Below are 25,666 nucleotides of genomic sequence, written 5' to 3'. Positions count from 1 at the left end.
GGGGCTTGCTGCCTGCAGTACGACGCCTGCTTGCCTGAAGACGCAGCCCTATATGAGCGCGCAATCCTTTCCGCCGCTGACCAGCCCAGCCGGTCTGGATGCGCCGCGGCCCGATCCGAGCATGCGTGTGCCCGACGTCGCGGATGGGCCGGTCGGTTACTTCGATGAGGTGCCCGCCGACCGCGACGCCGAAGACCCGGCAGCGCGCTGTCTGGTTACGCCGCCGGCGATGACCAGCTAGAAAGCGGCCTGCCGCCGACTGCCTGTTCGGCATGCGCTTCGTGCGTAGGTTGGATTAGCGCAGCGTAATCCAACGACGAACGTAGCCCGTGTGCCGCCAGGGCTCTGAACAGCCACGGGTGCCGTGCCCGAGTTGGCTTACGGCCTTCGGCCTAACCCAACCTACAAGCCGTCGGGTAATCCGCGTAGCGACCGTAGGTTGGATTAGCGCAGCGTAATCCAACGACGAACGTAGCCCGTGTGCCGCCAGGCTCTGAACAGCGACGGGTGCTGCGCCCGTGTTGGCTTACGGCCTTCGGCCTAACCCAGCCTACAAGCCTTCGGCCAATCTGCGTAGCGGCCGTAGGTTGGATTAGCGAAGCGTAATCCAACAGCGAACGCAGCCCCCAGAGCCCAATCGGCCCGTAATCCGAACACGCACTCAGGGCTGGCGGATGCGGCCGCAGCGCTCATCCGACCCAGGCAACCTGCGAGGCGCGTGTTTTTATATGCCGAACGCATGCCGTGCGCCCGATAACCGCTGCGGCTGCTCAAGGGGCGGTGGCCGAGGGTGGGGATCGGTTGGCACCAATGCCCGGCCTGCCTTTCGGCTCCTGTGTTGTTTACGATCCAACGCGCAGACGTAACTGAAGAGCTGTGCGAGCAGTCGAAGGGGCACGGCTGAAAAGCGTGCGTGCGTTTCGACTGATCTCGCCCGTACCGAGAATTCGACCGGCTGCATCGCAGCCGACAAGAACATGGGCAGCACGTCAGCCCGCAATGATTGAAGATCGCGAACGGCGAGCTTCAATAATCCTTCCCTTTTCGACAGCCCATAAAGGCTTTTTTTACGATACAATGCGCAGCCGGTAACGGAGAGGTGTCCGAGCGGTCGAAGGAGCACGCCTGGAAAGCGTGTGTGCGGTAACCCCGTACCGAGGGTTCGAATCCCTCCCTCTCCGCCACCCCGGCAAACCCTGCCCATAGGCGTAGGTTGGATTAGCGAAGCGTAATCCAACAAAGAACCCCGCCTTGATATCGACTCGCCCACCAGCGCTTGAGCTGGCTACGAAGCGAACCCGCTATTGACTGACGGCCCGGCGGCCAGAGCCTGCCTATGCCAATACGGCACGCCACTGCGGCAAAGCGCAGCGGGTGACGTCCGCTGCGCCTGGCGCCTCTTTAATAGGTAATCCCCGGATCGCCGCTCTGAATGGACTCGTCGCCGAGCTCGCCGCCCTGGGGCTTTTCTTCCGTGTCTTTCGAATCGTCGGCCTGGGGCTGCGCGTCATCCATCGTCGGGTGATCGACGTCCTGATCGGTGGTTTCCGAATCCAGGGCGCTGTCTTCATGCACTCGCTGGCAGCTGACGTCGCCCTCGGCCGATTTACGGCATTGCGTATCCGCCGACGCCTGGGTTGCCGCCAGGGCAAGAACCAGGCCGATACCGAGATATACGGTTTTCATAGTGTGGTTGTGTCGATGAACATAGGCCTGCAATAGAACATTGTCTGTGCCGCGGCGCAAATAATCGAAGCCGTCTCTGCAGGAAATGTTCCCGCTGCGAAGCACTTGTGTAGCCTTCTAAAACAAGTTTGTGATAAATACGGCCTAACACGGTGTAAGCTTCAGCCTTAAAAGCACCCGTACCGCGGCGCGCAACACCCGCGACGAGTGGCCGGCTATATAGTCCGGTGACTGCCATGAGGGCAGTGCGGATCAGCTCAGACGCCGACAAGGGGACGTATTTTGGGGGGCAGCGCGTTGCAAAGCGTTTATATGTCGGGAGGTTACGACGCGCGACTTGTCGTGTTGTCGGTCCTCGTGGCAACGCTTGCCTCGTATACCGCCTTTGATGTCGTAAGCCGCATGGGTGCGCGCCGGAGCTGGCGCGCCTACGGCTGGCTGCTGGCTGGTTCGCTTGCCTTGGGCACCGGTGTGTGGGCGAGCCACTTCGTGGCGATGATCGCCTTCGAGTTGCCGGTCGATCTCGGCTACGATCTGGCCACTATCGTCTCCGCCTGGGTGATCGCGGTGCTCGCCAGCGCCATCGCGCTGAACGCGTCGACGCGCGTTGGTCACCCCCTGCGCCGCGTGCTCGCCGGCGGTGCCACGCTTACGCTGGGTATCACCAGCATGCATTACGCAGGCATGCATGCAATGCATGTCGAGCCGGGTATCGAGTACGACTCTGTACTCATCATTGCATCGGTGGCGGTATCGTTCCTCGCGTCGGTTATCGCCGTTTACAGCGTTTCGTTCATGCGCGAGCCGCGTGTTCGTGGCGGCTTCGCGCGCAAGATCGTCGCCTCGCTGATGCTCGCGCTCAGTATCTCCACCGTTCACTATGTAGGTATGGCCGCTGCCCGTTTCGTGCAGGGCAGCGCCGTCGCGAACGCCGCCGCGCTGGATTCCATGCTGCTGGCAACGCTGGTGGGCGCTTCGACGCTGGTGTTTCTCGGCATTGCCCTGGTGGTGTCGATACAGGATCGCCGCGTCGAGTCGGAAACCGCCAAGCTGGTGGCCTCTCTGAGCCAGGCGAACGCCGAACTGCTGCACCGCAGCCGCCACGATCCATTGACGGGTCTGCCCAACCGCTCGTCGGTTAACGAACGCATCGACAAACGCCTGGAAAGCTGGAAAACGCAGGGCACCGGCTTCGCGGTCGCCTATGTCGATATCGATGGCTTCAAGGCGATCAACGATCATCTCGGCCACCGGGCGGGCGATGCGTTGCTCAACCGGATCGCGCAACTGCTCACGGAAGCGCTGGGCAAGCAGGATATGGTCGCGCGTATTGGCGGCGATGAATTCGTGGTGCTCATGGACGCGGTGGACGATAGCCAGACGGCGCGCAGCGTTTGCGAACGTATCCTCAGCGCGATCGCCGCGGTGGAATATCAGGGTATTGAACTGGCCGCGAGCGTCGGCTATGCGCTGTGCCCGAACGACGGGGCGGATGCCGAGATCCTGATCGCTGCGGCGGATATGGCGATGTACCGTGCCAAGCTCGCCGGCAAGAACCGAGTGGAGCGCTATCGCGAAGACATGGGCGCCCGCATGTCGGACGATTTCGCCTTGCAGGGCGAGCTACGCGAAGCCATTCGCGGGGACGGTCTGGCGGTATATTTTCAGCCGCGGTTCGACACCCGCGAACGTACGCTCATGGGGGCGGAGGCGCTGGTACGCTGGCCGCACGCGGTACGCGGCTTCATTTCACCGGAGCGTTTCATCGGCATCGCCGAGCGCTGCGGACTGATCACCGAGCTGGAAGTACGCGTGCTCAACCTGGTGGGCGGCCACATTCGCGGCTGGCTCGACGCAGGGCTGAGCGTGCCCCCCATCTCGGTCAATCTTTCGGCGGTTCGTCTTCGCGACGAAGCGCTTTCCGATCATGTCCAGGCCTGTCTCGACAAGTACGAACTCGATCCCGCGTGTATCAGCTTCGAGATCACCGAATCGCTGGCAGTGCGCGAAATCGTGCAGGCGCGCAGTGCCATGGGCATGTTCAAACATATGGGTATCGAGGTTGCCCTCGACGACTTCGGTACCGGCTATTCGAGCCTGTTCTATCTCAAACAGCTGCCGATCCAGCAGATCAAGATCGACCGCGGCTTTATCGCCGATCTGCCCAGCCTGCGCGAATCCCGGGCCGAAGTCGTCGACTGGATCATTCGGCTGTCGCACGAGCTAGGGCTCAGGGTGGTGGCCGAAGGCGTGGAGACCGAATCACAGCTGTGTTATCTGCAGCGCGTTGGCTGCGATGAGGTACAGGGGTTTTTGCTCAGCCGGCCGTTGCCCGCCGATGCCTTTGGCCAGCTCATGACGCCCGCCCGGGTCGGCTAGATACGCCGGCCCCGCGCACCGACCCGGCGCGGGCGCGGCAAGCCTGCGCGATCGGCCCGGTCAGCAGTTGCCGATGCCGGCGATGCCCGATTCCGGCTGGCCCAAGTGCGTGTTTTTGTGTATCGTCTGCGCCCACAGGACATGCAGCGAACACGCTGTACAACGTTCTTTCGCTTTCCATGGTGGCCCGCGTCGGTGCCCCCGCGACGACATGCCGTGAACCCCGTCAGGCCCGGAAGGGAGCAGCGGCAGCGGCAGGCTCGGGCGCCGGGGGGTCGCTGGCGCGGGCCGCCACCTCTTATGCTTGAAACCGGCCGCGTTCGCCGCGATAGTCGAGCCTATGAGCCACTATCGTGCGCTGCCCGGCGGCGCTGCGTATCCGAGCGAATCATGACCCACCATCTTTCGCATTTGCGTCAAACCGGTCCCTGCAGCGCATGAGTTTTCAGGCGCTTGCCCGAACCTGGCGGCCGCGACGGTTCGACGAGCTCGTCGGCCAGGCACATGTGGTGCGTGCGCTTACCCACGCGCTCGATCACGACAAGCTGCACCACGCACTGCTGTTTTCCGGTACCCGCGGGGTGGGCAAGACAACGCTTGCGCGCATCATCGCCAAATGCCTGAACTGCGAGCACGGCACCACCGCGCATCCCTGTCGTGGCAACGAGGCCTGTGCAACCTGCCGCGAGATCGACGAGGGGCGCTTTGTCGACCTCATCGAAGTCGACGCCGCATCGCGTACCGGCGTGGACGACACCCGCGAGCTCATGGACAACGTCCAGTACGCGCCCACGCGGGGGCGTACCAAGGTGTACCTCATTGACGAGGTACACATGCTTTCCAAGCATTCCTTCAACGCGCTGCTCAAAACGCTCGAAGAACCGCCGCCGCGCGTCCAGTTCCTGCTCGCGACCACCGAACCGGAAAAAATCCCGGTCACCATTCTCTCGCGCTGTCTGCAGTTTCCCCTCAAGCGATTGCCGGTCGCCGAGATCGCTGCGCAGCTTCGCCACATCGTCGACGCGGAGTCCATCGAGGCCCAAGAACAGGCGCTTGTGGAAGTGGCGCGCGCCGCCGACGGCAGCATGCGCGATGGCTTGTCGCTGCTCGACCAGGCGATTGCGTTCAGCGGCGGCCGGCTCGAGGCCGAGCCGGTACGCGACATGCTGGGTACGATCGGCCAGGGGCGGGTGGTGGAGCTCGTCGAGGCCATTGTGGACGCGCGCGCGCCGGCCGCGCTCGATGCGCTCGCCGGGCTTTATGCCCAGGGCATCGACATGCGGTATCTGCTCGAAGCGCTGGCCACGGCCTGGCAACAGATCGCCACGATTCATCTGGTGGGCGAGGCCACCGACGACGGCGGCGAGATCTGGGCACCGGTCGCCGAACGCGCCGATCGGGCCAGCGTGCATCTGTTCTACGACATCGCGCTGGCCGGCGTGCGCGATCTGGCCCATGCGCCGGATCCGCTGGTCGGCGTGAAAATGAGCGTGCTGCGCATGCTGGCCTTTGCCCCCGCCGAGGCGGAAGTCGGTGGCGCGGCGCCGCCCCAGGCGCACAACGAACCCGCAGATACGGCCCGGCCCGCGCCGGCAGCGTCCGCGCCAGACAAGGCATCGACGCCGGCCAGTGGCATTGCCCAGGTACGTGCCCAGCTCAATGGCGCCGCCCGGCCCGATACCGATCAAACCCCGCCGGCGCGCTCAAATACGGCATCCTCCGAGCCGCCGGCACCCCCCGAGCCGGCGCCGGAGAACGTGACCCCGACTCCTATCGATAGCCGCCCGGCATCCCAGCCGGCGCCTGAGCCCGTCGAACAGGCAACGTCCGAGCCGGTGGCGTCGTCGGTCGATGGCCAAGACAGTGCCGCGGCCGAGCCAACGCCGAACGTGGAACAGCCGCGGAAGGCGACCGCGCAGGCGGTGGCGCGCGAAGAAGACACCGCGGCGCCCGCCCAGGTCCAGGCAGAATCGGCGCCGCCCGAACCGGCCGCGAACATGGGCCCGGACGAATGGCATACGCTGGTCGAGCGGCTGGAGCTGGGCGGTTTCGCCGCTCAGCTCGCCCACAACGGCATCTGTCGCCGTCTGGACGAAAACCAGATCGTGCTGGCGCTGGCACGGGCCAACGAATTTCTCGCCACGCCCAATAACAAGGACGCGCTGCAGCACGCGCTGGCCGCCGAGTGGTCGCCCCGCGAAGCGCCGCATCTGTCGATCGAATTTGTCGACGAGGCACGCAACACGCCGGCCCAGCGTATCGAGCAGGACGCCCAGGCACGCCAGCAGGCCGCCGTGGCATCGATAGAAAACGACCCCTTCGTGCAGAAGTTGCGTCAGCGCCTCGGCGCGCAACTGCGTGCCGAAACCATCAAGCCACATCGCCATAGCAAGGCGATGCCCAACCGAGACGAACTATGAAAGGTCAACTAGGCAAGATCATGCAGCAGGCGCAGGCCATGCAGGGCAAGATGCAGGAAGCCCAGGCCGAGCTCGCCAAGATGGAAATCACCGGCGAATCCGGCGCCGGCCTGGTGAAGGTCGTGATGAACGGCAAGCACGAGGTCAAGAACGTGGTCATCGACCCGAGCGTGTTCGAGGAAGATCGCGAATTCGCCGAAGACCTCATCGCCGCCGCCATCAACGACGCCGTTCAGCGCGTGAGCGCGGCCAGCAAGGAAAAGATGTCGGAAATGACCGGCGGCCTGGATCTGCCGCCCGGCATGAACCTGCCGTTCTGATCGTGACCACGGTCCGGATTGCCGCCAGCGCGAGGCACGGGTAGGGCATGGCGTTTTCCCCGGCCTTGACCAGCCTGATCGACGCGCTGCGCATCCTGCCCGGCGTCGGCGCGAAAAGCGCCCAGCGCATGGCGTTTCACATGCTCCAGCGCGAACGCGAGGGTGCGGCGCATCTGGCACGTACAATCGAGCAGGCGGTAGAAAACGTCCAGCACTGCAAATCCTGTCGCATGTTCACCGAGCACGAAATCTGCGATATCTGCTCGAACGAACGTCGCGACCCGTCGCTGGTGTGCGTGGTGGAAAGCCCGGCCGACGTCATGGCCATCGAACAGAATACCGACTTCGGCGGCCGCTACTTCGTGCTGCTGGGGCGGCTGTCGCCGATCGACGGCATCGGCCCCAACGAGCTCGGCCTGGATATCCTGCGGCAACGCCTGTCGGACGGCAGCGTGGAGGAAGTCATCCTCGCCACGGGCGCCACGGTAGAAGGTGAGGCCACCGCACAATACGTGGCCGATCTGGCCCGGCAGAACAATGCCGGCGTTTCCCGTATCGCCCACGGCGTACCCATCGGCGGCGAGCTGGAGTATGTCGATGCCGGCACCCTCAGCCAGGCCTTCAGCGGTAGACGCGCCCTATAGCCCCATGTCGGCTTACGGCCTGTGGCCAAGCGGACCTACGCTGCCGCGACCGACGCTTTTGGGTAGTCGTAGGTTGGATTAGCGCAGCGTAATCCAACACGAACGAAGCCCGCAGCAGCGGTTCTGCCCAACCGGCCGCAACGAGCTTTGGTGCCGTGCCCCATGTCGGCTTACGGCCTGCGGCCGAAGGCGACCTACTCGGCCTCGACCGGCACTGGGTAATTGTAGGTTGGATTAGCGCAGCGTTATCCAACAACGAACGAAGCCCGCAGCAGCGGTTCTGCCCCACCGCACCCAACCAGCTTTCGCGCCGCCCCATGTCGGCCATTCCCTGTATTTCCTCCATCGTCACCCGACACGGATCGGCTTACGCAACGCGCCAAAACGTTACCCATGCCTCCGGTCCGTTCAGAGTGCGGTGCGCGGTAAATCGATGGCCGTCGGTCAAAACATCCGATGCACAACGCGTCGGTAGGTCGCGCACGCGCCGAATCAGTCATCAACCAGCCGGTCCACCTTCGCGGCGACTATGAAGTCGTTTTCGGACAAGCCGCCGATGGCATGCGTAGTGAGTTCGACGCGGCACTGGTTGTAGCCGAAGGTGATCTCGGGGTGGTGCATTTCCCGGTGCGCGATATAGGCCACCGCGTTAACAAACGCCTGCGTCTTGCCGTAGTTCTTGAATTTGAACTCGGCTGCGATGCGCGCGTCGTTCACCCGTGTCCATCGCGCAGCCAGCTGCGATAGCGCCGACTCGGTTTGTTCGGCCGATAGCGCGGGCGTGCTGCTGTCACAGGCCTGGCAATGTTGTTGGCTGAGATCGGACATGGTGTGCTCGTGCGTGAAGAATTGGTTGGTTGAGGTTAACAGTCAGCCGATAGCCAACGACTGGCCTATGAACGCCGAAACACGCTTTTGCGCTGGCCCGCAGTGCATCGCACAATGGCGCTTTGTTTCGTAAACACGCGCCATGAACCAAGCCGAAGACAACCTTATCTGGATCGATCTGGAGATGACCGGCCTCGATCCCGAGACCGACCGCATTATCGAGATCGCCACCCTTGTGACAGACAAGGATCTGAACGTGCTCGCGGAAGGGCCGGTGCGCGCGGTGCACCAGGACGATGCGCTCTTGAACGGCATGGACGCATGGAATACGCGCCAGCATAACCAGTCCGGTCTGGTCGCGCGCGTGCGGGCCAGCGACGTGGACGAAGCCCAGGCGCAGCGCGAAACACTCGCATTTCTGGCCGAGTATGTACCGCAGGGCGCATCGCCCATGTGCGGCAACAGCATCTGCCAGGACCGCCGGTTTCTGGCTCGCTACATGCCCGAACTCGAAGCGTTTTTTCACTATCGGCATATCGACGTGAGCACGCTCAAGGAACTGGCCAAACGCTGGGCGCCGGAACTGGCGAAAGGGTTCAAGAAGCAGGCATCCCATCTCGCCATGGACGATATTCGCGACTCGCTGGCGGAATTGGCCTACTACCGTGAAACCCTGCTCAAGATCTAGCGTCGCACTGGCGTGCCAACATGACGGTTTAGTCATTAGTTGACGCGCTAATCATATCGGTGTACAAAAGTCGTCAAGGAAACGAATTGCACGTCTGGACCCGCGAGTCCATACACCTATAACAGGCGGCAGGCGCTTTCGGAGGCAGAACCACGGTCACCCGACCCGACGACAACTACAAAAGCTTTCCCGTCGATATCCGGTTAACGGATAACCAAAAACCACAATGTGCGGGAATGACGACTAAAGGCTCCTTAGGGAGCCTTTTTTTTGTCCGGATTTGGGGTGACGCCCCCGTCATGTGACCTGATTCAATCGTCGTTCTTGATCTCGTCGAAGGCGGCCAGCGCTTCGCGCCGTGACTCCTTCAGGTCCACAATCGGTTCAGGATAATCCTCGCCCAGGGTGATGTTCGCGGCTTTCAGTGCTTTCGCGGGCGCCTTCCACGGTTCGTGAATATGGCGATTTTCCAGATCGGCCAGTTCCGGTACCCAGCGGCGGACGTACTCGCCTTGTTTATCGAAACGCTCGCCCTGACGCGCCGGGTTGAAGATGCGAAAGAACGGCGCGGCATCGGCGCCGCAGCCTGCGGCCCATTGCCAGCCCAGCGTGTTGTTGGCCAAATCGGCATCCACGAGCGTATCCCAGAACCAGCGTTCGCCGTGCTGCCAGGCGACGCGCAGGTTCTTGGTCAAAAATGACGCCACCGTCATGCGCAGGCGATTGTGCATATAGCCGGTTTCCCAAAGCTCGCGCATGCCGGCATCCACCATGGGAATACCGGTACAGCCCTGCTGCCAGCAGCGCAGGCCTTCGTCGTCACCCGACCACGGAAAGTCCTTGAAGCGCGCATCGAGCGGCTGCTCGGGCGTGTTCGGAAAGTGGTAAAGCACGTGGTGGGAAAATTCGCGCCAGCCGATCTCGCTCAGAAAACTGTCGGCGTGGGTGCGCAGGGTTTTGGTTTCGCGATGGTCGTCCAGCCATTCTTCGACCCGATGCACGATCTGACGGGGCCCGATTTCGCCCCAGTGCAAGTGCGGCGAAAGATAGGACGTGCCGTAGCGTGCCGGCTCGTCGCGGCTGTCGTCGTATTGTTCCAGCACGTCTTCGAGGAAGGTCTCAAGCCGTTCGTGGGCGCCGTCCTCGCCGGGCGACCAGGTGTCGCGGATGCCGCGATCCCATTCGATTTTCGGGCGCAGCTCAAGTGACGCCAGCGACTCCGAGCCGATACGCGACCATACATCGGGCAGCGACGTCGGCGCGGCCAGCGGTGTATCCACAGCACGATTCTTGACTGCCTTCCAGAATGGCGTGAATACCTTGTACGGGCCGCCTTGCTTGGTTTCCACGGTCCACGGTTCGTGCAGCAGGTGTGCCTTGAAGCTCGCGGTCTGGATGTCGTTGTCTTCGAGGTGCTGCTTGACCTTCTTGTCGCGTTCGATGGTGAGCGGGTCGTACAGCCGGTTCCAGTACACCGCCGTGGCGCCGCTTTCCTCGACCAGCGTATCGAGTACGTCGGCGCTGTCGCCTTGGCGGATAATCAGCCGCGAACCCAGCACCTCCAGCGCCTCGGAGAACGCGGCAAGCGACTCGTGCAGCCATACGCGCTGTGCCGCGCCGGGCGCCCATGCGCCCAGTTCATGCGGGGCATGGATGAACAGGGGCACGATGGCATCGAAATCGCCGTCCAGAGCGGCGCGCAGGGCCGGGTTGTCCGCGAGGCGTAGATCCCGCCGAAACCAAACGATGACGCGTTCTTTCATAGGTCTTGCTCTAGCTGAATAGTGCGGCCCCTGGCCGCGCGTACGAAAGGCCGATCATACGGAAGCGTGGCCGCACCCGATGCCTCTGCTGTCTGGAGTTGTCTGAATCATGGCCGCAAGAACCCGAGGTTGGCTTAGGCCGGAGGCCGTAAGCCGACCGGGCTTTGGTGCGACTAGATACGTTCACCCGCGTGGATGCGATCTTTCAAGCGCTTGGCCTGTTCGCGAATCGCGTCCATCAGGTCGGGGTCGTTGCGCTTTTTCTCCAGATTCTTCACCTGGAACACCATGCGCTGGTTGTTCTCGAAGTGTTCGACGTTGCGGTCGAGGAAGTCCCAATACAGCGTGGTCACCGGGCAGGCATCGTCGCCGGTGGCCTTGCGGTAGTCGAAGCGACAATTCTTGCAATAGTTGCTCATTTTGTTGATGTAGTTGCCGGAGGCGCAATACGGCTTGGTGCCGAGCACGCCGCCGTCACCGAACTGGCTCATGCCCAGGGCGTTGGGCAGGCTCACCCAGTCGATCGCGTCGAGATACATGGCCATATGCCAGTCATGGAAGGCGCGCGGGTGCACGCCGGCGTTGAGCGCGAACAGGCCGAGCACCATCAGCCGCTGGATATGGTGGGCATAGCCGTTGTCGAGCACGTTGGCCATGGCGTCGCCCACGCAGGCCATATCGGTATCGCCGTCCCAGTAGCTCTGCGGTACCGGCAGTTGCGCACGCAGCGCGTTGCGTTGGATGTAGCCCGGCATTTTCAGCCAGTACACGCCGCGCACGAATTCGCGCCAGCCGAGGATCTGGCGCACGAAGCCCTCCACGCTTTCGATGGGCGCGTTGCCGTTGCGATAGGCGTCGACTGCGGCATCCACGCATTCGCGGGGGCCAATGAGGTGCAGGTTGAGCGCGGCCGACAGCCGCGAGTGATAGCCAAAGCGCAGGTCGGTCCAGAGCGCGTCCTGATAGGGGCCGAACTGAGACACACGGTTGTCGATGAAATCGCGCAGGGCCGTACGCGCCTCGGCGTGGGTCACCGGCAGGTCGAAGCCTTCGGTATGACCCGGGTGATCGCCGTATCGCTGTTCGACCATGTCGATCACGGCCTGGGTTGTATCGTCCGGGCGAAAGCCGCGTACGTGCGGAAGCTCGCCGGGGCCGTTGCGGCCAAAGGACTCGCGATTGCTCTTGTCGAAGTTCCATGCCTGGCCGGCAGGTTTGTCGCCGTCCATGAGCACGTCTTCCGAGCGCCGCATCTCGCGATAGAAGTCTTCCAGCACCATGCTCGATCGCGAGCCGGCCCATTCTTCGAATGCGTCGAGCGAACAATAGAAGTGGCGGTCAGGGCGTACCTGCAGGTTCAGGTCCTGGTCGCTCGCGCACTGGGCAAGCATCTCTTGCACGCGATAATCGCCGCATTCGGTCATGACCAGTCGCTGTGGCGCCAATTTGCGTACGCTTGCAGCGAGGATAGCTGCGAAATCGGGGCCGCTGTCGCGACGGCGGTCGGTCTGCAGTTCGTGGTAGTACACGGTAAAGCCGCGTTCGCGCAGCGCATCGCGAAAGTGGCGCATGGCGGCAAAGAAGAGCACCAGCCGCTTCTTGTGGCACCACACATGGGTGGCTTCGGTCTCGTTTTCCGCCATCCAGATCGCATCGCGTTCCGGGTCGAAGCCGTCGAGCGCGGATAGATTCAAATCGAGCTGGTCGCCTAGCACGAGAACGAGGTTTCGGGTTTGGGGCATGTCAGCAGCGCGTTAGGGAATGGGCGGCAATATCCGCAGCAGCTGGATCGATCTACGAATCGAAAAGACGCGTGGATGACATACCCTGGCGCCCACAGTTGGGTATCGGCGGACTAGCACGGTTCCTTGTCGGATTACGCTGCGCTAATCCAACCGACGGGGGCGGGCGAGCCGCGCGGCGAGAGGTCGCACCGCGGGCCCGGGGCATTGAACCACGACATGAAAGATTGGTCTGATCCAGCGGTTTGGGCAAAATGCCCGGTTCGAGTCGTGGTTACGTCGCGACGAACCCACTGATCCAGGAGTCTACCCCACGTGCCCAGCGAATCCGACGCCACCGCCATGGAACGCGCCGCAGACGTTTTGGTTCAAGCCAGGCGAGTGCTCGTGATAACCGGCGCCGGTATGTCGGCGGATTCGGGCCTGCCGACCTATCGCGGGGTGGGCGGTTTGTACGATCGTGAACTGACCGCCGACGGCATCTCGATCGAAGAGGCGCTATCCGGCGGTATGTTCGAGCGCGATCCGTCGGTGTCGTGGAAATACATTGCCGAGATCGAACGCGCCTGCCGGGGCGCGTTGCCCAACGACGGGCACCGGGCCCTGGCCGCCATGGCGCCGAAGTTCGAGCGCTTTTGCGTGCTCACGCAGAACGTGGACGGCTTCCACAAAAGCGCCGGCAGCCGCGACGTCATCGAAATGCACGGCACCATCCACCAGCTCAAATGCACCCGGTGCCATTGGCAGGCGACGGTCGAGGACTATGCCGGGCTGGATACGCTGCCGCCGGCCTGTTCGGACTGCGGCGGGGTGGTCAGGCCCGATGTCGTGCTGTTTGGCGAAATGCTGCCCCAGCGCGCGGTGAGTCAGTACGAGCAGGCGCTGGGGGAGGGCTTCGACTTGGTCATGGTGGTGGGAACGAGCGCCGTGTTTCCTTACATTGCCGCGCCCGTGCAGCAGGCCGCCATGCAGCGCAACGCCACGCTCGAAATCAATCCGCAGCGCACGGGTATATCGGACTACTGCGATGTCTGTCTGCAGACCGGCGCGGCAGACACGCTCGTCGCCTTGCAAAAGGCGCTGCAGGCAGCGGCCTGACGCGTTTCGCGTCCAGTGGTCTACGTGCACGGCGCGGCCGGCGCCAGACGGGCAACGGGCCGCGTTGCCCGGTCGTCCGCCCACCGCCGTTTGATGCCTGTTAATCGTGGTTTCGTCGCGGCGCAGTCTGCACACCGGCCTTAAGCGCTAACACCCGCATGTGCCGAAGCGCGTGCTTTGCGGTATTTTACGACTGGCCGGGCACGCGGGGGCGCGATACGCACACATGAGCGATCGCGTATCACAGGCCGTATCGATTAATCAGGACACCCTATGACCCAAAATAAAAGCTCGAACATCGTCTGGCATGAAGGCACCGTCAGCCGTAAGCACCGCGAACAGCTCAACCAGCACCGCGGCTTTACCATCTGGTTTACGGGCCTGTCCGGCTCGGGCAAATCCACGCTGTCGGTGGCGCTCGAGGAGCGGCTTTATCATATGGGCTGTCGGACCTATCGCCTGGACGGCGACAACGTTCGCACGGGTTTGAATCGCGACCTGGCATTCAGCCCGGAAGACCGCATCGAGAATATTCGCCGCATCGGCGAAGTGGCCAAGCTCTTTCGCGACGCCGGCATCATCAACCTCACCGCTTTCATCTCGCCTTACCGGCAAGACCGCGACATGGCCCGCAACCTGTCGCAGCGCGACGAAAACGATTTCCTGGAAGTGTTCGTGGACGCGCCGCTGGAGGTGTGCGAGCAGCGCGACCCTAAGGGCCTGTACAAGAAGGCCCGCGCCGGCAGTATTCCCAACTTCACCGGCATCAGCGCACCGTACGAGGCCCCTGAACACCCGGAAATTCATGTGCGCACGGGCGAAACCAGCATCGAGCAGGGCGTTGAACAAATCGTCGCCTACCTGATCGAGCACGACTATATCGAAGCCGGCCTAGCCGATACCTCGCGTCGCGCCTGACGCGCCCGCCGCGTCGCTCGTAGGCTGGATCAGCGAAGCGTAATCCAACAACGAACGAAGCCCCGGCGTCGATTCCGATACGCAAAACCTTAAACCGCCAAGAGGCCGCCCCGCGTCGGCTTACGACCTGCCGGCCCAAGCCAATCGAAGCGGCTGTATTCCGGACCGGCACACGCGATGGTAACCTAGCTAAATGGCGGGCTTTGATTGGAATGTCGAAAAGAACGAATGGCTGGTGAAGTGTCGCGGCATTTCTTTCGAAAGAGTGGTTTTCTTGATTGAGCAGGGCGGCCTGCTCGATGTCGTAGCGCATCACAATCCGGCTAAATATCCGGACCAAAAAATTTTCATCGTAGAAATAGATAACTACGCTTGGCTGGTGCCATTTGTCGAGTCGAGCGAAGGTTGTTTTCTGAAAACGATCATCCCGAGTCGGAAAGCGACCAAGCATTATCTAGAGGTGTCTGATGAATAACGAATCGGCCCTGACGGACGAAGAAAAGCAAATACTCGAATCTTACGAGCGAGGCGAGTTCGAGTCAGTATTGACCGCTGAAATGCGGCAAGGCTATGTACGTGCCGCACGGCGCACGTTTAAAAAAGACAAGCATGTAAATGTACGCATGTCTGGAAAAGATCTGGAATTATTACAAGCGCGCGCGCTTCGCGAGGGCGTCCCCTACCAGACACTCATATCGAGCATCATTCATAAGTTCGTTACCGGCCGCCTCACCGACCACGACGCGCTCTAACAGGGCGGCATGTGACGTTGCCGGTAGGTTGAGTTAGCGAAGCGTAACCCAACAAAGAACGCAGCCACGGGAGCCGATTTCAAGCCGCAAAGTATCAACCGGCCACAACGCGGCCCCATGTTGGCTTACGGCCTTCGGCCTAGCCCAACCTACGCGGCCAACGCAAACGAAGACGGTCGCCGTCGTGAGGTATCATCTGATACACCGGCGCGCCAATGATCTGTCGTCGTAAATAACGCGAACCAGGAGAGCGTATGCGTCTGACTGATGACCAGCGAAACGCGATCCGCGAAGAAGTCTCACGCGTATTCGGGCCGAACGCCCGCGTTCGGCTGTTCGGCTCACGCGTGGATGACGAGGCCCGCGGTGGTGATATCGACCTGCACATAGAAAGCATCGGCGACGCCGCTGAGCTGCTTGATCACGAATTGCAACTTCACGCGCGTTTGCTACGCCGTTTGGGCGAGCGGCGAATCGATATCGTGGTCTATGATGGCCGCCATCCCTTACGTGCTATCGATGCCGAAGCGCGTCGAACCGGGGTGCCGCTTTGAACCCAGACAGTCGGCTCCGGCTGGCACAGATCATCGCGCTCGTGGACAAAGAAGATCATCACCTGGTTGGCGTGCGGCAACGTTTACTCGGCGATGGCTGCGCCGTGGGGACGGCGCGCTTGAAGGAACTGCTGACATCGGAATAGGGCGTCGGTGGATTAGCGCAGCTTAATCCAACATGGAACGCAGCCCGCAACGGCAATCGGGCCACCGCGCTTGGAATTGCCAACGCGGCGCGCCCACGTTGGCTCACGGCCTGCCGGTATTCTATTTGGTGCGGCGCACGGCATCCAGGGCTAAGTACGTGAGAAACCCGGCGCCCGCGACGAGGACTATCGCCATTAATACTTCCATAGCTATAACTCCGAAATTTCTCTGATTTTGACTCCAATCTGCCGGTGAAGCGCAGTGCATCCGGCGGCAATTGATGCCAGTGCTATGAAGCCACCGAGCGATAAGAACCAGCTTGCTGTATGTGCGCTCGTCAGAAGCCAGCCGATCACATGATCCCGAGCCATAGCTTGAGATAGGCGAGCTCTTCTTTAAGGCCGTCTAGCTTAGACATGTCGCACGAACCTATGTTTGCACTTGCATACTAGCAGTTGAGGGTGAACATCAAGCCGAACCCTAGGTGGGTTAGCCAAGAGTAACGCAACAAAGAACCCAGCTCGTAGGTTAGATTAGCGCAGCGTAATCCAACAAAGAACGAAGCCCGCAATACCTATTCGAATCCGTAAGGCTGCAAAATCGCTACAGCGCAGGTTCGACGTATCCCAGCCCAACCATCCCCACCAGCGGCAACCCAGCCCACCCGAAACTTTCCCGTCCAACGGCCGATACCCGCGCTGCGTTCATATCCGACCGCCGCCGCCTCATGCTAGGCTTCGCGGCATTCCGAAATCCGCTTTAATCGATCAACCGAATGTTTTTACCCATGACGCGATCGCTGTTTTCCGGTTTGCTGGTACTCGTTCTGGCCGGCTGTGCCCTTGGCCCCGGCCGTGGTGGCCCGAGCGCGAAGGTTATCGGCGAAAGCCAGTACTGCGGCACCACCTCGCAGGATTCCAACGCCCTGTATTTCGATAACGCCACCGAGTTCGGCAACTGGATCGACTATCGCAGCATCAGCGAATTCAGCCCGAGCATGGCGTCGCCCAACGGCGTAGTCGTCGTGGAAATGGGGCAACGCCCGACCGGCGGTTATTCGGTCGCGCTGGACAAGAACAAAACGGCCATCGAAAACGACACGCTCACCATTGGTATGGAGTGGAAGGCACCGCGCTTGGACGCGGCCGTCAGCCAGGCGTTGATTGCCTCCTGCGTGGCCATTCGCCCGCCGGCAGGCGAATACGACAAGGTGCGCGTGGTCGACCAGCTGGGCAACCTGCGCGGCGAGGCGAACATCACGCCGTAAACCGGTAGCCATCGCCACGCCGGCATATCAGCGTATCTTGCGAGTGCGCTGGGTCCGGCGCGGGCTATGTACGGCCAGCACCTGTGACTGAATTCCCCTGAATCCCTTCGACTATGCAAATCCAAAGCGTTCTTTGTGTATGCACCGGCAATATCTGCCGAAGCCCGTTGGCAGAAGGGCTGGTGCGCCGCGACGCCCCGCAAATGCAGGTGGCCTCGGCCGGTATCGGTGCCGTGGTGGGCGGCAAGATGCCCGACCCGGCCGCGGCAATCGCCGTTCGAGAAGGGCTATCGCTGGAAGCGCATCGTGGCCAACAGGTCACCCGCCCCATGCTGCAATCCTTCGAGCTGGTGCTGGTGATGGAAGCTGGGCAGAAAGACTGGCTGTGTGCACAGTATCCCGAATGCCGCGGTCGTGTATTTCTTACATCGCACTGGACCGGCGGCGCGGACATCGTGGACCCCTATCGTCTAAGCGACGACGTATTCGAAAGCGCCTATGCCGAGATCGACAAGGGTGTGGCGCAGTGGCTGGCACGTTTGCAGCCGGCAGGAACCGGCAAACACGGCACCGGCTAGAGCGGAACACAAGTAGTCTTCATCGCCAGTCATAATTAAAGATGCCGAATTTTTGGGGTTTGAATACCAGAGATCGCGTAAACTGGCTCCGCTGGGGTATGAGCCAACGCGTGCGCGCTGTCGGCCCGATAACGAAATTTAGGGGAATGAGCATGGCGAACTTGGGTCAAGGGGGCGCGCAACGGCGCGCACGTCATGGTGTGCCGCGCTGCGCGATCGCGGGGCTGCTGATTAGCGGCTTGTTTGGCATTAGTGGTTGCGCACTGCCGGGGTATAGCTCGGATGCCATGGATAGCGGCAGTTGGTACAGCTTCGGCGGCAACGATAACGCCGCGACGTACGACGAAGAGCTCTCGAACCAGGAAATCGATTACGAGCCGCGCGTACTGCAAATTACGCCCTGGCTTATCCGTCATCAGAAGGAGCTGGCCGCGTCCCAACCACTGGGCGAAGCCCAGCAGCGAGTGTCCACAGCGCCCTCGGAAGTTGTGAACTATACGATCGGCGCGGGCGATGTGCTGCAGGTCATTGTGTTCGGCCACCCAGAACTGACCAACCCGGCTGGTACCACAAGCGGCGACGGCATGCAAGGCCAACTGGTAAACGCCGACGGAAGTATTTACTACCCTTATGTGGGTGAAGTGAATGTCCAGGGCATGACGTTGCGCGAGTTGCGCCAGCGTATTTCCAAGGGGCTGTCGCAATATATTCGAGAGCCGCAGGTGGACGTGCGTGTACGCGAGTATCGCAGCCAGCGGATCTATATTTCGGGTGATATCGCCAAGCCTTGTACGGTGCCGTTTACCGACGTGACCCTTACTGTGCTGGAAGCACTCGACCAGTGCGACTCGCTCGGCACGAAAGAGGGCGGTGGCGTCGGCGTACAGAATGTCATTCTCATACGCGACGGCGAATCCACGCCGCTGGACCTGAACCAGATCTACGCGACGGGGCGGCCCGTTCCGTTGCAGCCCGGGGATCGACTGCTCATCGATGACAGCGCCAACCGCATCTTCATGGTGGGTGAGTTCAGCAAGCAGACAGCTCTGCCGTACTCTACTGGCGGCATGTCGCTTAGCGATGCCATGGCCGACGCCGGAGGCGTGAACCTTGGTAGCGCCAATACGAGCGCGATATACGTGGTTCGCGGGTTCGTGGACAGCCAGCCGGCACGCGACGGCGGTGTCAAAACGGTGCTAAGGCCGAATATTTACAAGCTCGATGCAAGCGATGTGAGTGGCCTGCTGCTTGCAAACCAATTTGAACTCAAGCCGCGCGACGTAGTCTTCGCGGCACCGGCGAGCCTGGTGAACTTCAACCGTGCGCTTGCGCTTATTCTTCCCTCGCTCAACGCCTTTACGCAGAGTTATTACCTCTACGACCGTATCGGCGACGACAACAACTAGACGAGACGATTTTGGCAGCAACAGACGAGCGGCGTGATGCCAACGCGGCCGACGATGAAAAAGAAATCGATATTCGCGAGTACATCGGGATTGTGCTTGACGGCTGGCCGTGGATATTGGCCTTCGCGATTCTGGGGCTGATCGTCGCGACTTATTTCGCCTGGAAGACCCCGCCTGTCTACCAGGCCACCTCGCTCATGCGTGTCGAGCAAAGCCAGAACATGGCGCCCCAGGCGTTCATGGAGCAGCAGGCGGCTGCGCGCGGTTCAGCGATCAAGGCGGTCACCGCCGAGGCGGCGGTTATTCGTTCGCGCTCGGTCGTTGGCGACGCGGTGGACGACCTGCACCTGCGCGTACGAGCCGCGCCTGAGTATTTCCCGGTTATCGGCGAGCCAGTGGCTCGTTTCGTCACGGCCAATTTCAAGAACGGCCTGAACGTACCGTTCTTGGGTGGCTATGCCTGGGGCAACGAGTCCGTCAACGTCACCCGTATGGAACTGCCGGATGCCGTCAACTCGGCATCGTTTCAGCTCGTCGCGAACGAGGACAATCGCTTCACGTTGCTCACCCGTAGTGGTGAACAGGTTCTGCAAGGCGAGGTAGGCACCACGGCATCCGGCCGGGCGCCTGGCATTGGCCCGATGAAAATCTTCGTCGAAGGGCTGCGTGCAAACCCGGGCACCCACTTCAACGTGCGCTACGTGCCGCGGCCAGCGGCCATCGGCGGGCTGCAGTCCAAGCTTACGATCGTAGAGCAACCGCCGGCGTCGGGTCTTTTGAACCTGACCCTCAAGGGCAGTTCACCGGCGGAGGCCGAACGGCAGTTGGATTCGGTCATGACGGCGTATATCCAGCAGAACGTAGAAAAACAGTCGGAGCAGGCCCAGCGCCGGCTCGACTTCCTCAAGCAGCAGTTGCCTGAACTAAAGGAGGAACGAGATCTTGCCGAAACCAAGCTGCGTGACTATCAGACTGAAAGCGGTACGCTGGATTTAAGCGCAGAGGCGAACTCGGTATTCCAGCGGCTGACCAATATCGATCAGCAGATCGCGCAAACCGAGCTACAGCGCCAAGAGCTGCTACAGGAGTTCACGCAGCAAGCGCCACAGGTGCAGGCGGCCAACGAAAAGCGTGCCAGCCTCGTGCGCCAGCGCAACGAGCTGCAGGAGCAGCTCAAGACCCTGCCCAAGGCGGAGTCTCAACTTCTGCAGCTGCGCCGCGAGGTGGAGGTTAACAACCAGCTGTATACGCAGCTGTTGAACACCTCCCAGGGCCTGGAAATCACCAAGGCAGGTATTACCGGCGTGTCGCATATCGTCGATAGCGCGTACGCCAGCGGCGGTAAAATCGCGCCCAAGCGTGGTCTCTGGCTGATGATCGGGATTATCGGCGGCATCGTCGCCGCGATCTTGTTGATCCTCACCAGGGCACTGCTGCGTGTCACAGTGGACGATCCCAACGAAATCGAATCGCAGTACGGCCTGCCGGTCTATGCGACCGTGCCGTTTTCCAGCTGGGAAGCGGGCAGTGCGAATCGTAAGGGGCAGTTGAATCTGTTGGCCATCAACCGGCCGGACGATCCCACGATTGAAAGTATTCGTAGCCTGCGTACGAGTTTGCAGTTCGCCATGATCGAGGGCGACACCAAGTTCATCGCAATTACCGGCCCGACGCCGGGCTGCGGCAAGAGCTTTATCGCCGCCAACACAGCCGCGCTCATTGCCCAGGCCGGAGCGCGTGTACTCCTGGTGGATGGCGATCTACGCCGCGGCCAGCTGTTCCGCGCGTTTGGCCTGGAGCGGGGGCCGGGCTTTTCGGAAGTGCTTTCGGGCGACATGACCGTCGACGGTGCAATCCAGAAGTCCGAGGTCGAGAATCTTGATGTTCTCACGACAGGTAAACGCCCGCCGAACCCGGCGGAACTGCTCATCTCGCGCCATTTCGACGAGATGAAAACAAAGCTGGAAAGCAAGTACGACTACGTGCTGTTCGACTTGCCGCCGGTGCTCAACGTCACGGACGCTAACATCGTAGCCAATCACGTTGCAGCGACCTTCCTCGTCGTCCGTAGCGAACACAGCACGGGCCACGAAGTCGACCAGGCGGTTCGTCGTATGCATCGCGACGATTTGAAACTTACGGGCGCTATCTTCAACGGTCTGCGGATTGATCGACGTCGATATGGTTACAGTAAGTATGGTTACTACGCCTATCAATACTAGCGCTAAGGGTTTGCACTCCGCTTAAGTAGGTCGGTTTAGGCTAAAGCCGTAAACTGACATGCTGATAACTGCCGCGAACTGACCGTTCATCCAATCCAAAAAGCTCCATCCAAAACCGCATGTTTCGACCCCTCCGCCAAATGCTAGCCTTGTTCTCGCCCGCCGAACGCGTGCGCTTCGCCGGCGTGCTGGCGGCCATGTTCACCATGGGCATCATGCAAATGGCCGGCGTCGGCGTGATCCTGCCTTTCGTCTCGTTGCTGTCGAACCCGGAACACGTTCACACCAACGCCGCGCTCGACTGGCTCTATACCGTGCTGGGTTTCGCGTCGGTCAATGGCTTTCTAATCCTCATCGGCAGCGTACTACTCGCGATCCTTGTTCTTAGTAATGTTGTCACTGCGCTTACCATCTGGTTGATGACGCGTTTTTCCTGGGGCGTACAGCGACGTATCTCGGCGCGCCTGCTGGAAGGCTACCTGAACCAGCCCTACGAGACTTTCCTCAACCGCAATTCCGCGGAGACCGGCAAGAACATCCTCATCGAATCCCAGCAGTTCGCTAACGGCGTCCTCATGCCAGCGCTTAAGGCGCTGGCCTTTGGTATCACCGCGGCGATGATCGTCGGTTTTCTCTTCTGGCTGGAACCGCTACTGGCGTTAGCCGTAACACTCATCTTCGGCTGCGCTTATCTGCTGGTTTATCTTACTATTCGACGCGTGTTGCTGCGTACCGGACGAACACGAATGGCAGCGAACACCGAGCGGTTCAAGGCCGTGGGTGAGGCGTTTGGCAGCGTCAAGGAAGTGAAGGTGCTTAATCGGGAAGCCCACTTCATCCATCGCTACGACCCTGCCGCAAGGACATTTGCCAACGCCATGGCCAAAAGTCAAGTGTTGGCTCAAGTCCCGCGCTATGCCATCGAAGGCTTGGCGTTCGGCATTGTCATGGCTGCCATGCTTTACCTGCTGGCCAGTGGCCAGGGGCTGCAATCAGCACTACCGCTGGCCAGCGCGTTTGTTGTGGCCGGCTATCGCCTGTTGCCGGCGCTGCAGAATATCTATCAAGGCTTTGCGCAGTGGCGGTTCAATCAATCCGTGCTGGACACTCTGCAGAAGGACTTGACCGCGCATCAGCCGCCTGCGCAAGCGGCTAGCGGACCTTCGCAGACGCTGCCCGAATCCAATGTCGCTACCAGCCCTCACGAACCGGTAAAACTGGTCTTCGACCAAACAATCCAGTTGCGTAATCTTACTTATCACTATCCCAATACCAGCGCGCCGTCGCTCGACGCCATCACCCTGACTATCCCGTGCAACAGTTTTGTCGCGCTCACTGGCCAAACCGGCGCCGGCAAGACAACCTTGGCTGATATCATCCTGGGCCTGCTTGAACCCAGCGCCGGCGAAATACTTATCGACGGCACCGTGCTGACTGAAGAAAATCGCAGCCAGTGGCAGGCCAATCTCGGCTATGTCCCGCAAGATATTTACCTGACCGATAGCACCATCTCCAGCAACATTGCCTATGGTCTTGCGGAAGCCGAAATCGACCACAGCGCCGTCGAACGCGCCGCGCGCATCGCAAATATCCACGAGTTTATTACTAACAAGTTGCCGGACGGCTACGACACCATTGTCGGAGAACGCGGGGTTCGCGTTTCCGGCGGTCAACGCCAGCGCATCGGTATTGCCCGCGCGTTGTATCACGATCCGGCCGTTATCGTGCTGGATGAGGCCACGTCCGCGCTGGACAACGAAACCGAGCGTCGTATCGTCAACGAACTCGATGCCATGCGCGGCGGTCGTACGCTCATTGTCATCGCCCATCGCCTGACCACGGTTCAGAAATGTCACGAAGTATTCATGCTCCACGACGGACGAATCGCTGCTCGCGGCAGTTACGACGAGCTTATTCAGCAGAGCGCGGAATTCGGGGATCTTGCGCAGGCTGATAATTCTGCAGCAGTGATTAGATAAAAATCTTCGGCGTGATTAATTCATGCACAATGCAAGACCTGACCCCGTCGGTTTCTGTTCTTGCCAGCTTAGTCGGATGCAGGTCTGTCCAAGTTGGTTTTGTTTGAAGCGAAAAGAGAAAAAACGAGTTGCTATGAAACTTTTTTTGCATATTGGCGCGAATAAATGCGGGTCAACGACGCTTCAGCATGCATTGAAAGCGAACCAGAGCGAGCTAAAGCGACTGGACGTACAACAGCTAGCGGCCTGGGGTGGCGAGACTGCGTGGAAGCTTGCAGCAGCAAGCGGAACTCTAGAGAGTCGCCACTACTGGACGCGCACAAGGAACCGTTTGAGCCCTGCTGCTTTTGAAGGCCTTCGCGGTCAGCTATGGGCAGATCTCGACATGGAACTAGCCAACAGTTCTGCAAAATTTGTCGTAGCGTCCAGTGAGCATATATTCGCGCAGTATCGAGCCGATCGAGCAGCGATTAGCATGCTCAACGAGAAGTTAAAGGAACGGTTTCACGACGTGAAAATTATATTTTACTATCGGGAGCCGGTGGCGTGGGCGAAAAGCCTCTGGTCACAGCGCGTTAAAGGCCCCACTAAAGCAACAGAAACTTACGATGAGTTCGTAGACGCACTGGCTCAGGAAGATCATATTATTGCTGCCGACGCGTCGCTAGAATGTTGGTCGGCTGTTTTTGGCCGTGAGAACATTTACGCTTCAGCGATAGATCAAGGCACTCGTCAGCGCGGCTCTATTACTAGAGACTTTTTTGCCCGTTTGGGGCTATCCAGCGCTACTATTGAGAAGTGCGCCGTTGAAACGGGTCGGTCAAATATGTCTCCGAGCTATTCCGCGTTGAAGCTAGTCCGAATTGCGAACGTTCTCGAGAAGAACGCACATTTACCGGCGGGCATTTCAAAAAAAGTTAAACAGGTGGCGCTAAGCAGAAGACTGGCGAGTTATGGTGCAGATTTCCCAGCGCATCGCGATGAGGAAATTAGTAACCGATATAGGATTAACCATAGAAACCTCGCTACCAAGTTCATGAACTGACAACCCCATCAAGGATCGGCCTGTTTTTTGTGCCCTACTTGTGGCTCGAAGCCCTATTTAAAATCGAGAATTATGGACAAATCTTTAACGAAGTTGCCCGTACGTGGTCTGGGTTGGGTTCATCGGAACATAACACGACCATGTCTTCCGGATGTGAAGCCTGTTGTTTTCAATGGGATAGACTCACCCTACGACTGGAAACTGTTCGACCGTATGCTGCCAAAGCGATTTCGCCCATCATATCTGGATGACGTTCACGATTACGAAAGCGCACTGATGGAAGGGTTGGTTTCCTCCGTAAAGCATGGCGATCATGTCGTTGTTATAGGAGGTGGTGTCGGCATAACAGCAGTCTCTGCGGCAAATCTGGCCGGTAAGGAAGGGCAAGTAACTTGTTATGAAGCGTCTCAAAGACAACTACCGTTGATTGAGCGATGTATCGCCCGCAATGGCGTTGAGGATCGCGTGACCCTGGTCCCAGCTGCGATCGCTCGTAACTCACAGGCTTACGGTGGCAAATCGTTTGCGCTTCCGGTGATGCCCGCGTCCGAGCTTCCGGAATGTGATGTTTTGGAAATGGATTGCGAAGGAGCCGAAGCAGAAATACTGGACGCTCTGCGCTTCCGGCCGCGAGTCATAATCGTAGAAACACACGGGGTTTATGGAGCGCCTACTCAGGCGATACATGAGATTCTTGACGCTAAGGGATACGATGTTGCGGACTTTGGGTGGGCGGAGCCGCGGGTGGCAAATCTATGTGAGAAGAATGATATACGTGTCTTGTTGGGTAGCTAGCGGCGTCAAAGTTCGACGCATGTCTTTGTGGAACGGTAGTGCCGAATTAGATCGCGTTCGATTTTCGATTTCTACTTGGCGATTCTGGTAGTGGGCGAGTCGGGGATGGCAGTTATTATCTTTTCTAGGGCCGCCGTGGAGTCAGTAGCATTCTAATCGGGCTGTAAATAGCGTGGGTTTAAAGAGGGGGTGCAAACGACGCCGCTGACTTCACCGTTCGCTCGAAATCGTTTTCAATGAGCCCTGGGTCGCGGTCTCGGATTAGTGTTTGCCCAAAACGCATAGCCGACGGTCGTAAATCTTTGGGGGCCTCATAAGTAGCCCCTTTTCCAAAATCAGATCGAGTTAAATTCAAAAATTCGTCGACATTTGGAATTGCTTTCATTTGTTCCCAACCCCCCCCCCCATCCGTCGTTACTGGAGTGGGATTCGTAC

General features: G+C 60.2%; 23 protein-coding genes, 1 tRNA gene and 1 other RNA gene. 21 read left to right on the top strand and 4 right to left on the bottom strand.

The features are described from left to right. Positions 1-52: 52 nt before the first annotated feature. Both C84B14_RS03840 and C84B14_RS03835 read left to right on the top strand, forming a co-directional pair. On the top strand, positions 53-241 hold the full coding sequence (locus C84B14_RS03840) for a hypothetical protein (RefSeq protein ID WP_353221975.1): 189 nt from the start codon (positions 53-55) through the stop codon (positions 239-241). Between the two features lie 852 nt (positions 242-1,093). Next, positions 1,094-1,184, top strand: a tRNA-Ser gene (locus C84B14_RS03835). A gap of 217 nt (positions 1,185-1,401) precedes the next feature. Here C84B14_RS03835 and C84B14_RS03830 read toward each other — a convergent pair. Beyond that, positions 1,402-1,686 carry a hypothetical protein gene (locus C84B14_RS03830; RefSeq protein WP_353221974.1) on the bottom strand — a complete coding sequence of 95 codons (285 nt, stop codon included), beginning with the start codon at positions 1,684-1,686 and terminating at the stop codon, positions 1,402-1,404. Between the two features lie 312 nt (positions 1,687-1,998). Between C84B14_RS03830 and C84B14_RS03825 the strand changes: the two genes are divergently transcribed. The 5 genes from C84B14_RS03825 (at position 1,999) to recR (ending at position 7,449) form a co-directional block, all read left to right on the top strand. Continuing rightward, positions 1,999-4,065, top strand: a complete 2,067-nt coding sequence (locus C84B14_RS03825) for a putative bifunctional diguanylate cyclase/phosphodiesterase (protein WP_353221973.1) — start codon at positions 1,999-2,001, stop codon at positions 4,063-4,065. 190 nt (positions 4,066-4,255) lie between these two features. Then, positions 4,256-4,346, top strand: an RNA gene (gene ffs / locus C84B14_RS03820) — signal recognition particle sRNA small type. A 156-nt stretch (positions 4,347-4,502) separates the two neighbouring features. Then, positions 4,503-6,485 (top strand): DNA polymerase III subunit gamma/tau, encoded by a 1,983-nt coding sequence (gene dnaX / locus C84B14_RS03815; protein ID WP_353221971.1) that lies wholly within the window; start codon positions 4,503-4,505, stop codon positions 6,483-6,485. Continuing rightward, positions 6,482-6,805, top strand: coding sequence for a YbaB/EbfC family nucleoid-associated protein (locus tag C84B14_RS03810; RefSeq protein ID WP_348767345.1), 324 nt, complete (start codon positions 6,482-6,484; stop codon positions 6,803-6,805). The genes dnaX and C84B14_RS03810 overlap by 4 nt, the downstream gene beginning before the upstream one ends. A 47-nt stretch (positions 6,806-6,852) precedes the next feature. Then, the gene (gene recR / locus C84B14_RS03805) at positions 6,853-7,449 is read left to right on the top strand and encodes a recombination mediator RecR (RefSeq protein WP_348767346.1); all 597 of its coding nucleotides are present in this window, start codon (positions 6,853-6,855) and stop codon (positions 7,447-7,449) included. A gap of 492 nt (positions 7,450-7,941) precedes the next feature. Here recR and C84B14_RS03800 read toward each other — a convergent pair whose 3' ends face one another. Next, positions 7,942-8,277, bottom strand: coding sequence for a 4a-hydroxytetrahydrobiopterin dehydratase (locus C84B14_RS03800; protein ID WP_353221968.1), 336 nt, complete (start codon positions 8,275-8,277; stop codon positions 7,942-7,944). A gap of 142 nt (positions 8,278-8,419) precedes the next feature. Between C84B14_RS03800 and orn the strand changes: the two genes are divergently transcribed. Further along, positions 8,420-8,965, top strand: a complete 546-nt coding sequence (gene orn / locus C84B14_RS03795) for an oligoribonuclease (RefSeq protein ID WP_348767348.1) — start codon at positions 8,420-8,422, stop codon at positions 8,963-8,965. A gap of 311 nt (positions 8,966-9,276) precedes the next feature. Here orn and C84B14_RS03790 read toward each other — a convergent pair whose 3' ends face one another. Together C84B14_RS03790 and C84B14_RS03785 are read right to left on the bottom strand one after the other, a co-directional pair. Beyond that, complete coding sequence (locus C84B14_RS03790) at positions 9,277-10,728, bottom strand: cryptochrome/photolyase family protein (RefSeq protein WP_353221966.1); 1,452 nt, start codon at positions 10,726-10,728, stop codon at positions 9,277-9,279. A 173-nt stretch (positions 10,729-10,901) separates the two neighbouring features. Beyond that, positions 10,902-12,470, bottom strand: a complete 1,569-nt coding sequence (locus C84B14_RS03785) for a cryptochrome/photolyase family protein (RefSeq protein ID WP_353221964.1) — start codon at positions 12,468-12,470, stop codon at positions 10,902-10,904. A 342-nt stretch (positions 12,471-12,812) separates the two neighbouring features. On the opposite strand from C84B14_RS03785, the gene C84B14_RS03780 reads away from it, so the two are divergent. From C84B14_RS03780 to C84B14_RS03720, 13 genes are all read left to right on the top strand, one after another. Then, positions 12,813-13,568: an SIR2 family NAD-dependent protein deacylase gene (locus C84B14_RS03780; RefSeq protein ID WP_353222056.1), complete on the top strand. Its 756-nt coding sequence runs from the start codon at positions 12,813-12,815 to the stop codon at positions 13,566-13,568. Positions 13,569-13,841: 273 nt separating this feature from the next. Next, positions 13,842-14,486: an adenylyl-sulfate kinase gene (gene cysC / locus C84B14_RS03775; RefSeq protein WP_353221962.1), complete on the top strand. Its 645-nt coding sequence runs from the start codon at positions 13,842-13,844 to the stop codon at positions 14,484-14,486. A gap of 193 nt (positions 14,487-14,679) precedes the next feature. After that, the gene (locus C84B14_RS03770; protein WP_353221960.1) at positions 14,680-14,961 is read left to right on the top strand and encodes a BrnT family toxin; all 282 of its coding nucleotides are present in this window, start codon (positions 14,680-14,682) and stop codon (positions 14,959-14,961) included. Then, positions 14,954-15,238: an antitoxin gene (locus tag C84B14_RS03765; protein WP_353221959.1), complete on the top strand. Its 285-nt coding sequence runs from the start codon at positions 14,954-14,956 to the stop codon at positions 15,236-15,238. The genes C84B14_RS03770 and C84B14_RS03765 overlap by 8 nt, the downstream gene beginning before the upstream one ends. Before the next feature lie 254 nt (positions 15,239-15,492). After that, complete coding sequence (locus C84B14_RS03760; protein WP_353221957.1) at positions 15,493-15,792, top strand: nucleotidyltransferase domain-containing protein; 300 nt, start codon at positions 15,493-15,495, stop codon at positions 15,790-15,792. Continuing rightward, a complete protein-coding gene (locus C84B14_RS03755) occupies positions 15,789-15,938 on the top strand; it encodes a hypothetical protein (RefSeq protein ID WP_353221955.1) in 150 nt (49 codons plus the stop codon). Before C84B14_RS03760 ends, C84B14_RS03755 begins: the two co-directional genes overlap by 4 nt. Before the next feature lie 788 nt (positions 15,939-16,726). Beyond that, positions 16,727-17,206: a protease complex subunit PrcB family protein gene (locus C84B14_RS03750; RefSeq protein ID WP_353221953.1), complete on the top strand. Its 480-nt coding sequence runs from the start codon at positions 16,727-16,729 to the stop codon at positions 17,204-17,206. Positions 17,207-17,319: 113 nt separating this feature from the next. Further along, entirely contained in the window at positions 17,320-17,784 is a 465-nt protein-coding gene (locus C84B14_RS03745) for a low molecular weight protein-tyrosine-phosphatase (protein ID WP_353221951.1), read from the top strand. Positions 17,785-17,936: 152 nt separating this feature from the next. Beyond that, positions 17,937-19,190 (top strand): polysaccharide biosynthesis/export family protein, encoded by a 1,254-nt coding sequence (locus C84B14_RS03740; protein WP_353221949.1) that lies wholly within the window; start codon positions 17,937-17,939, stop codon positions 19,188-19,190. 11 nt (positions 19,191-19,201) lie between these two features. Then, complete coding sequence (locus C84B14_RS03735; RefSeq protein ID WP_353221947.1) at positions 19,202-21,412, top strand: polysaccharide biosynthesis tyrosine autokinase; 2,211 nt, start codon at positions 19,202-19,204, stop codon at positions 21,410-21,412. A 140-nt stretch (positions 21,413-21,552) separates the two neighbouring features. Then, positions 21,553-23,391 (top strand): ABC transporter ATP-binding protein, encoded by a 1,839-nt coding sequence (locus C84B14_RS03730; RefSeq protein ID WP_353221945.1) that lies wholly within the window; start codon positions 21,553-21,555, stop codon positions 23,389-23,391. Positions 23,392-23,524: 133 nt separating this feature from the next. Continuing rightward, entirely contained in the window at positions 23,525-24,436 is a 912-nt protein-coding gene (locus tag C84B14_RS03725) for a hypothetical protein (protein WP_353221943.1), read from the top strand. Positions 24,437-24,589: 153 nt separating this feature from the next. Beyond that, on the top strand, positions 24,590-25,231 hold the full coding sequence (locus C84B14_RS03720; protein WP_353221941.1) for an FkbM family methyltransferase: 642 nt from the start codon (positions 24,590-24,592) through the stop codon (positions 25,229-25,231). Positions 25,232-25,666 lie beyond the last annotated feature (435 nt).

It is taken from the genome of Salinisphaera sp. C84B14 (genome assembly GCF_040361435.1).
Lineage (GTDB): Bacteria > Pseudomonadota > Gammaproteobacteria > Nevskiales > Salinisphaeraceae > Salinisphaera.
The sequence above is the reverse complement of the archived record's forward strand: the minus strand, read 5'-3'. Positions and strand labels throughout refer to the sequence as shown.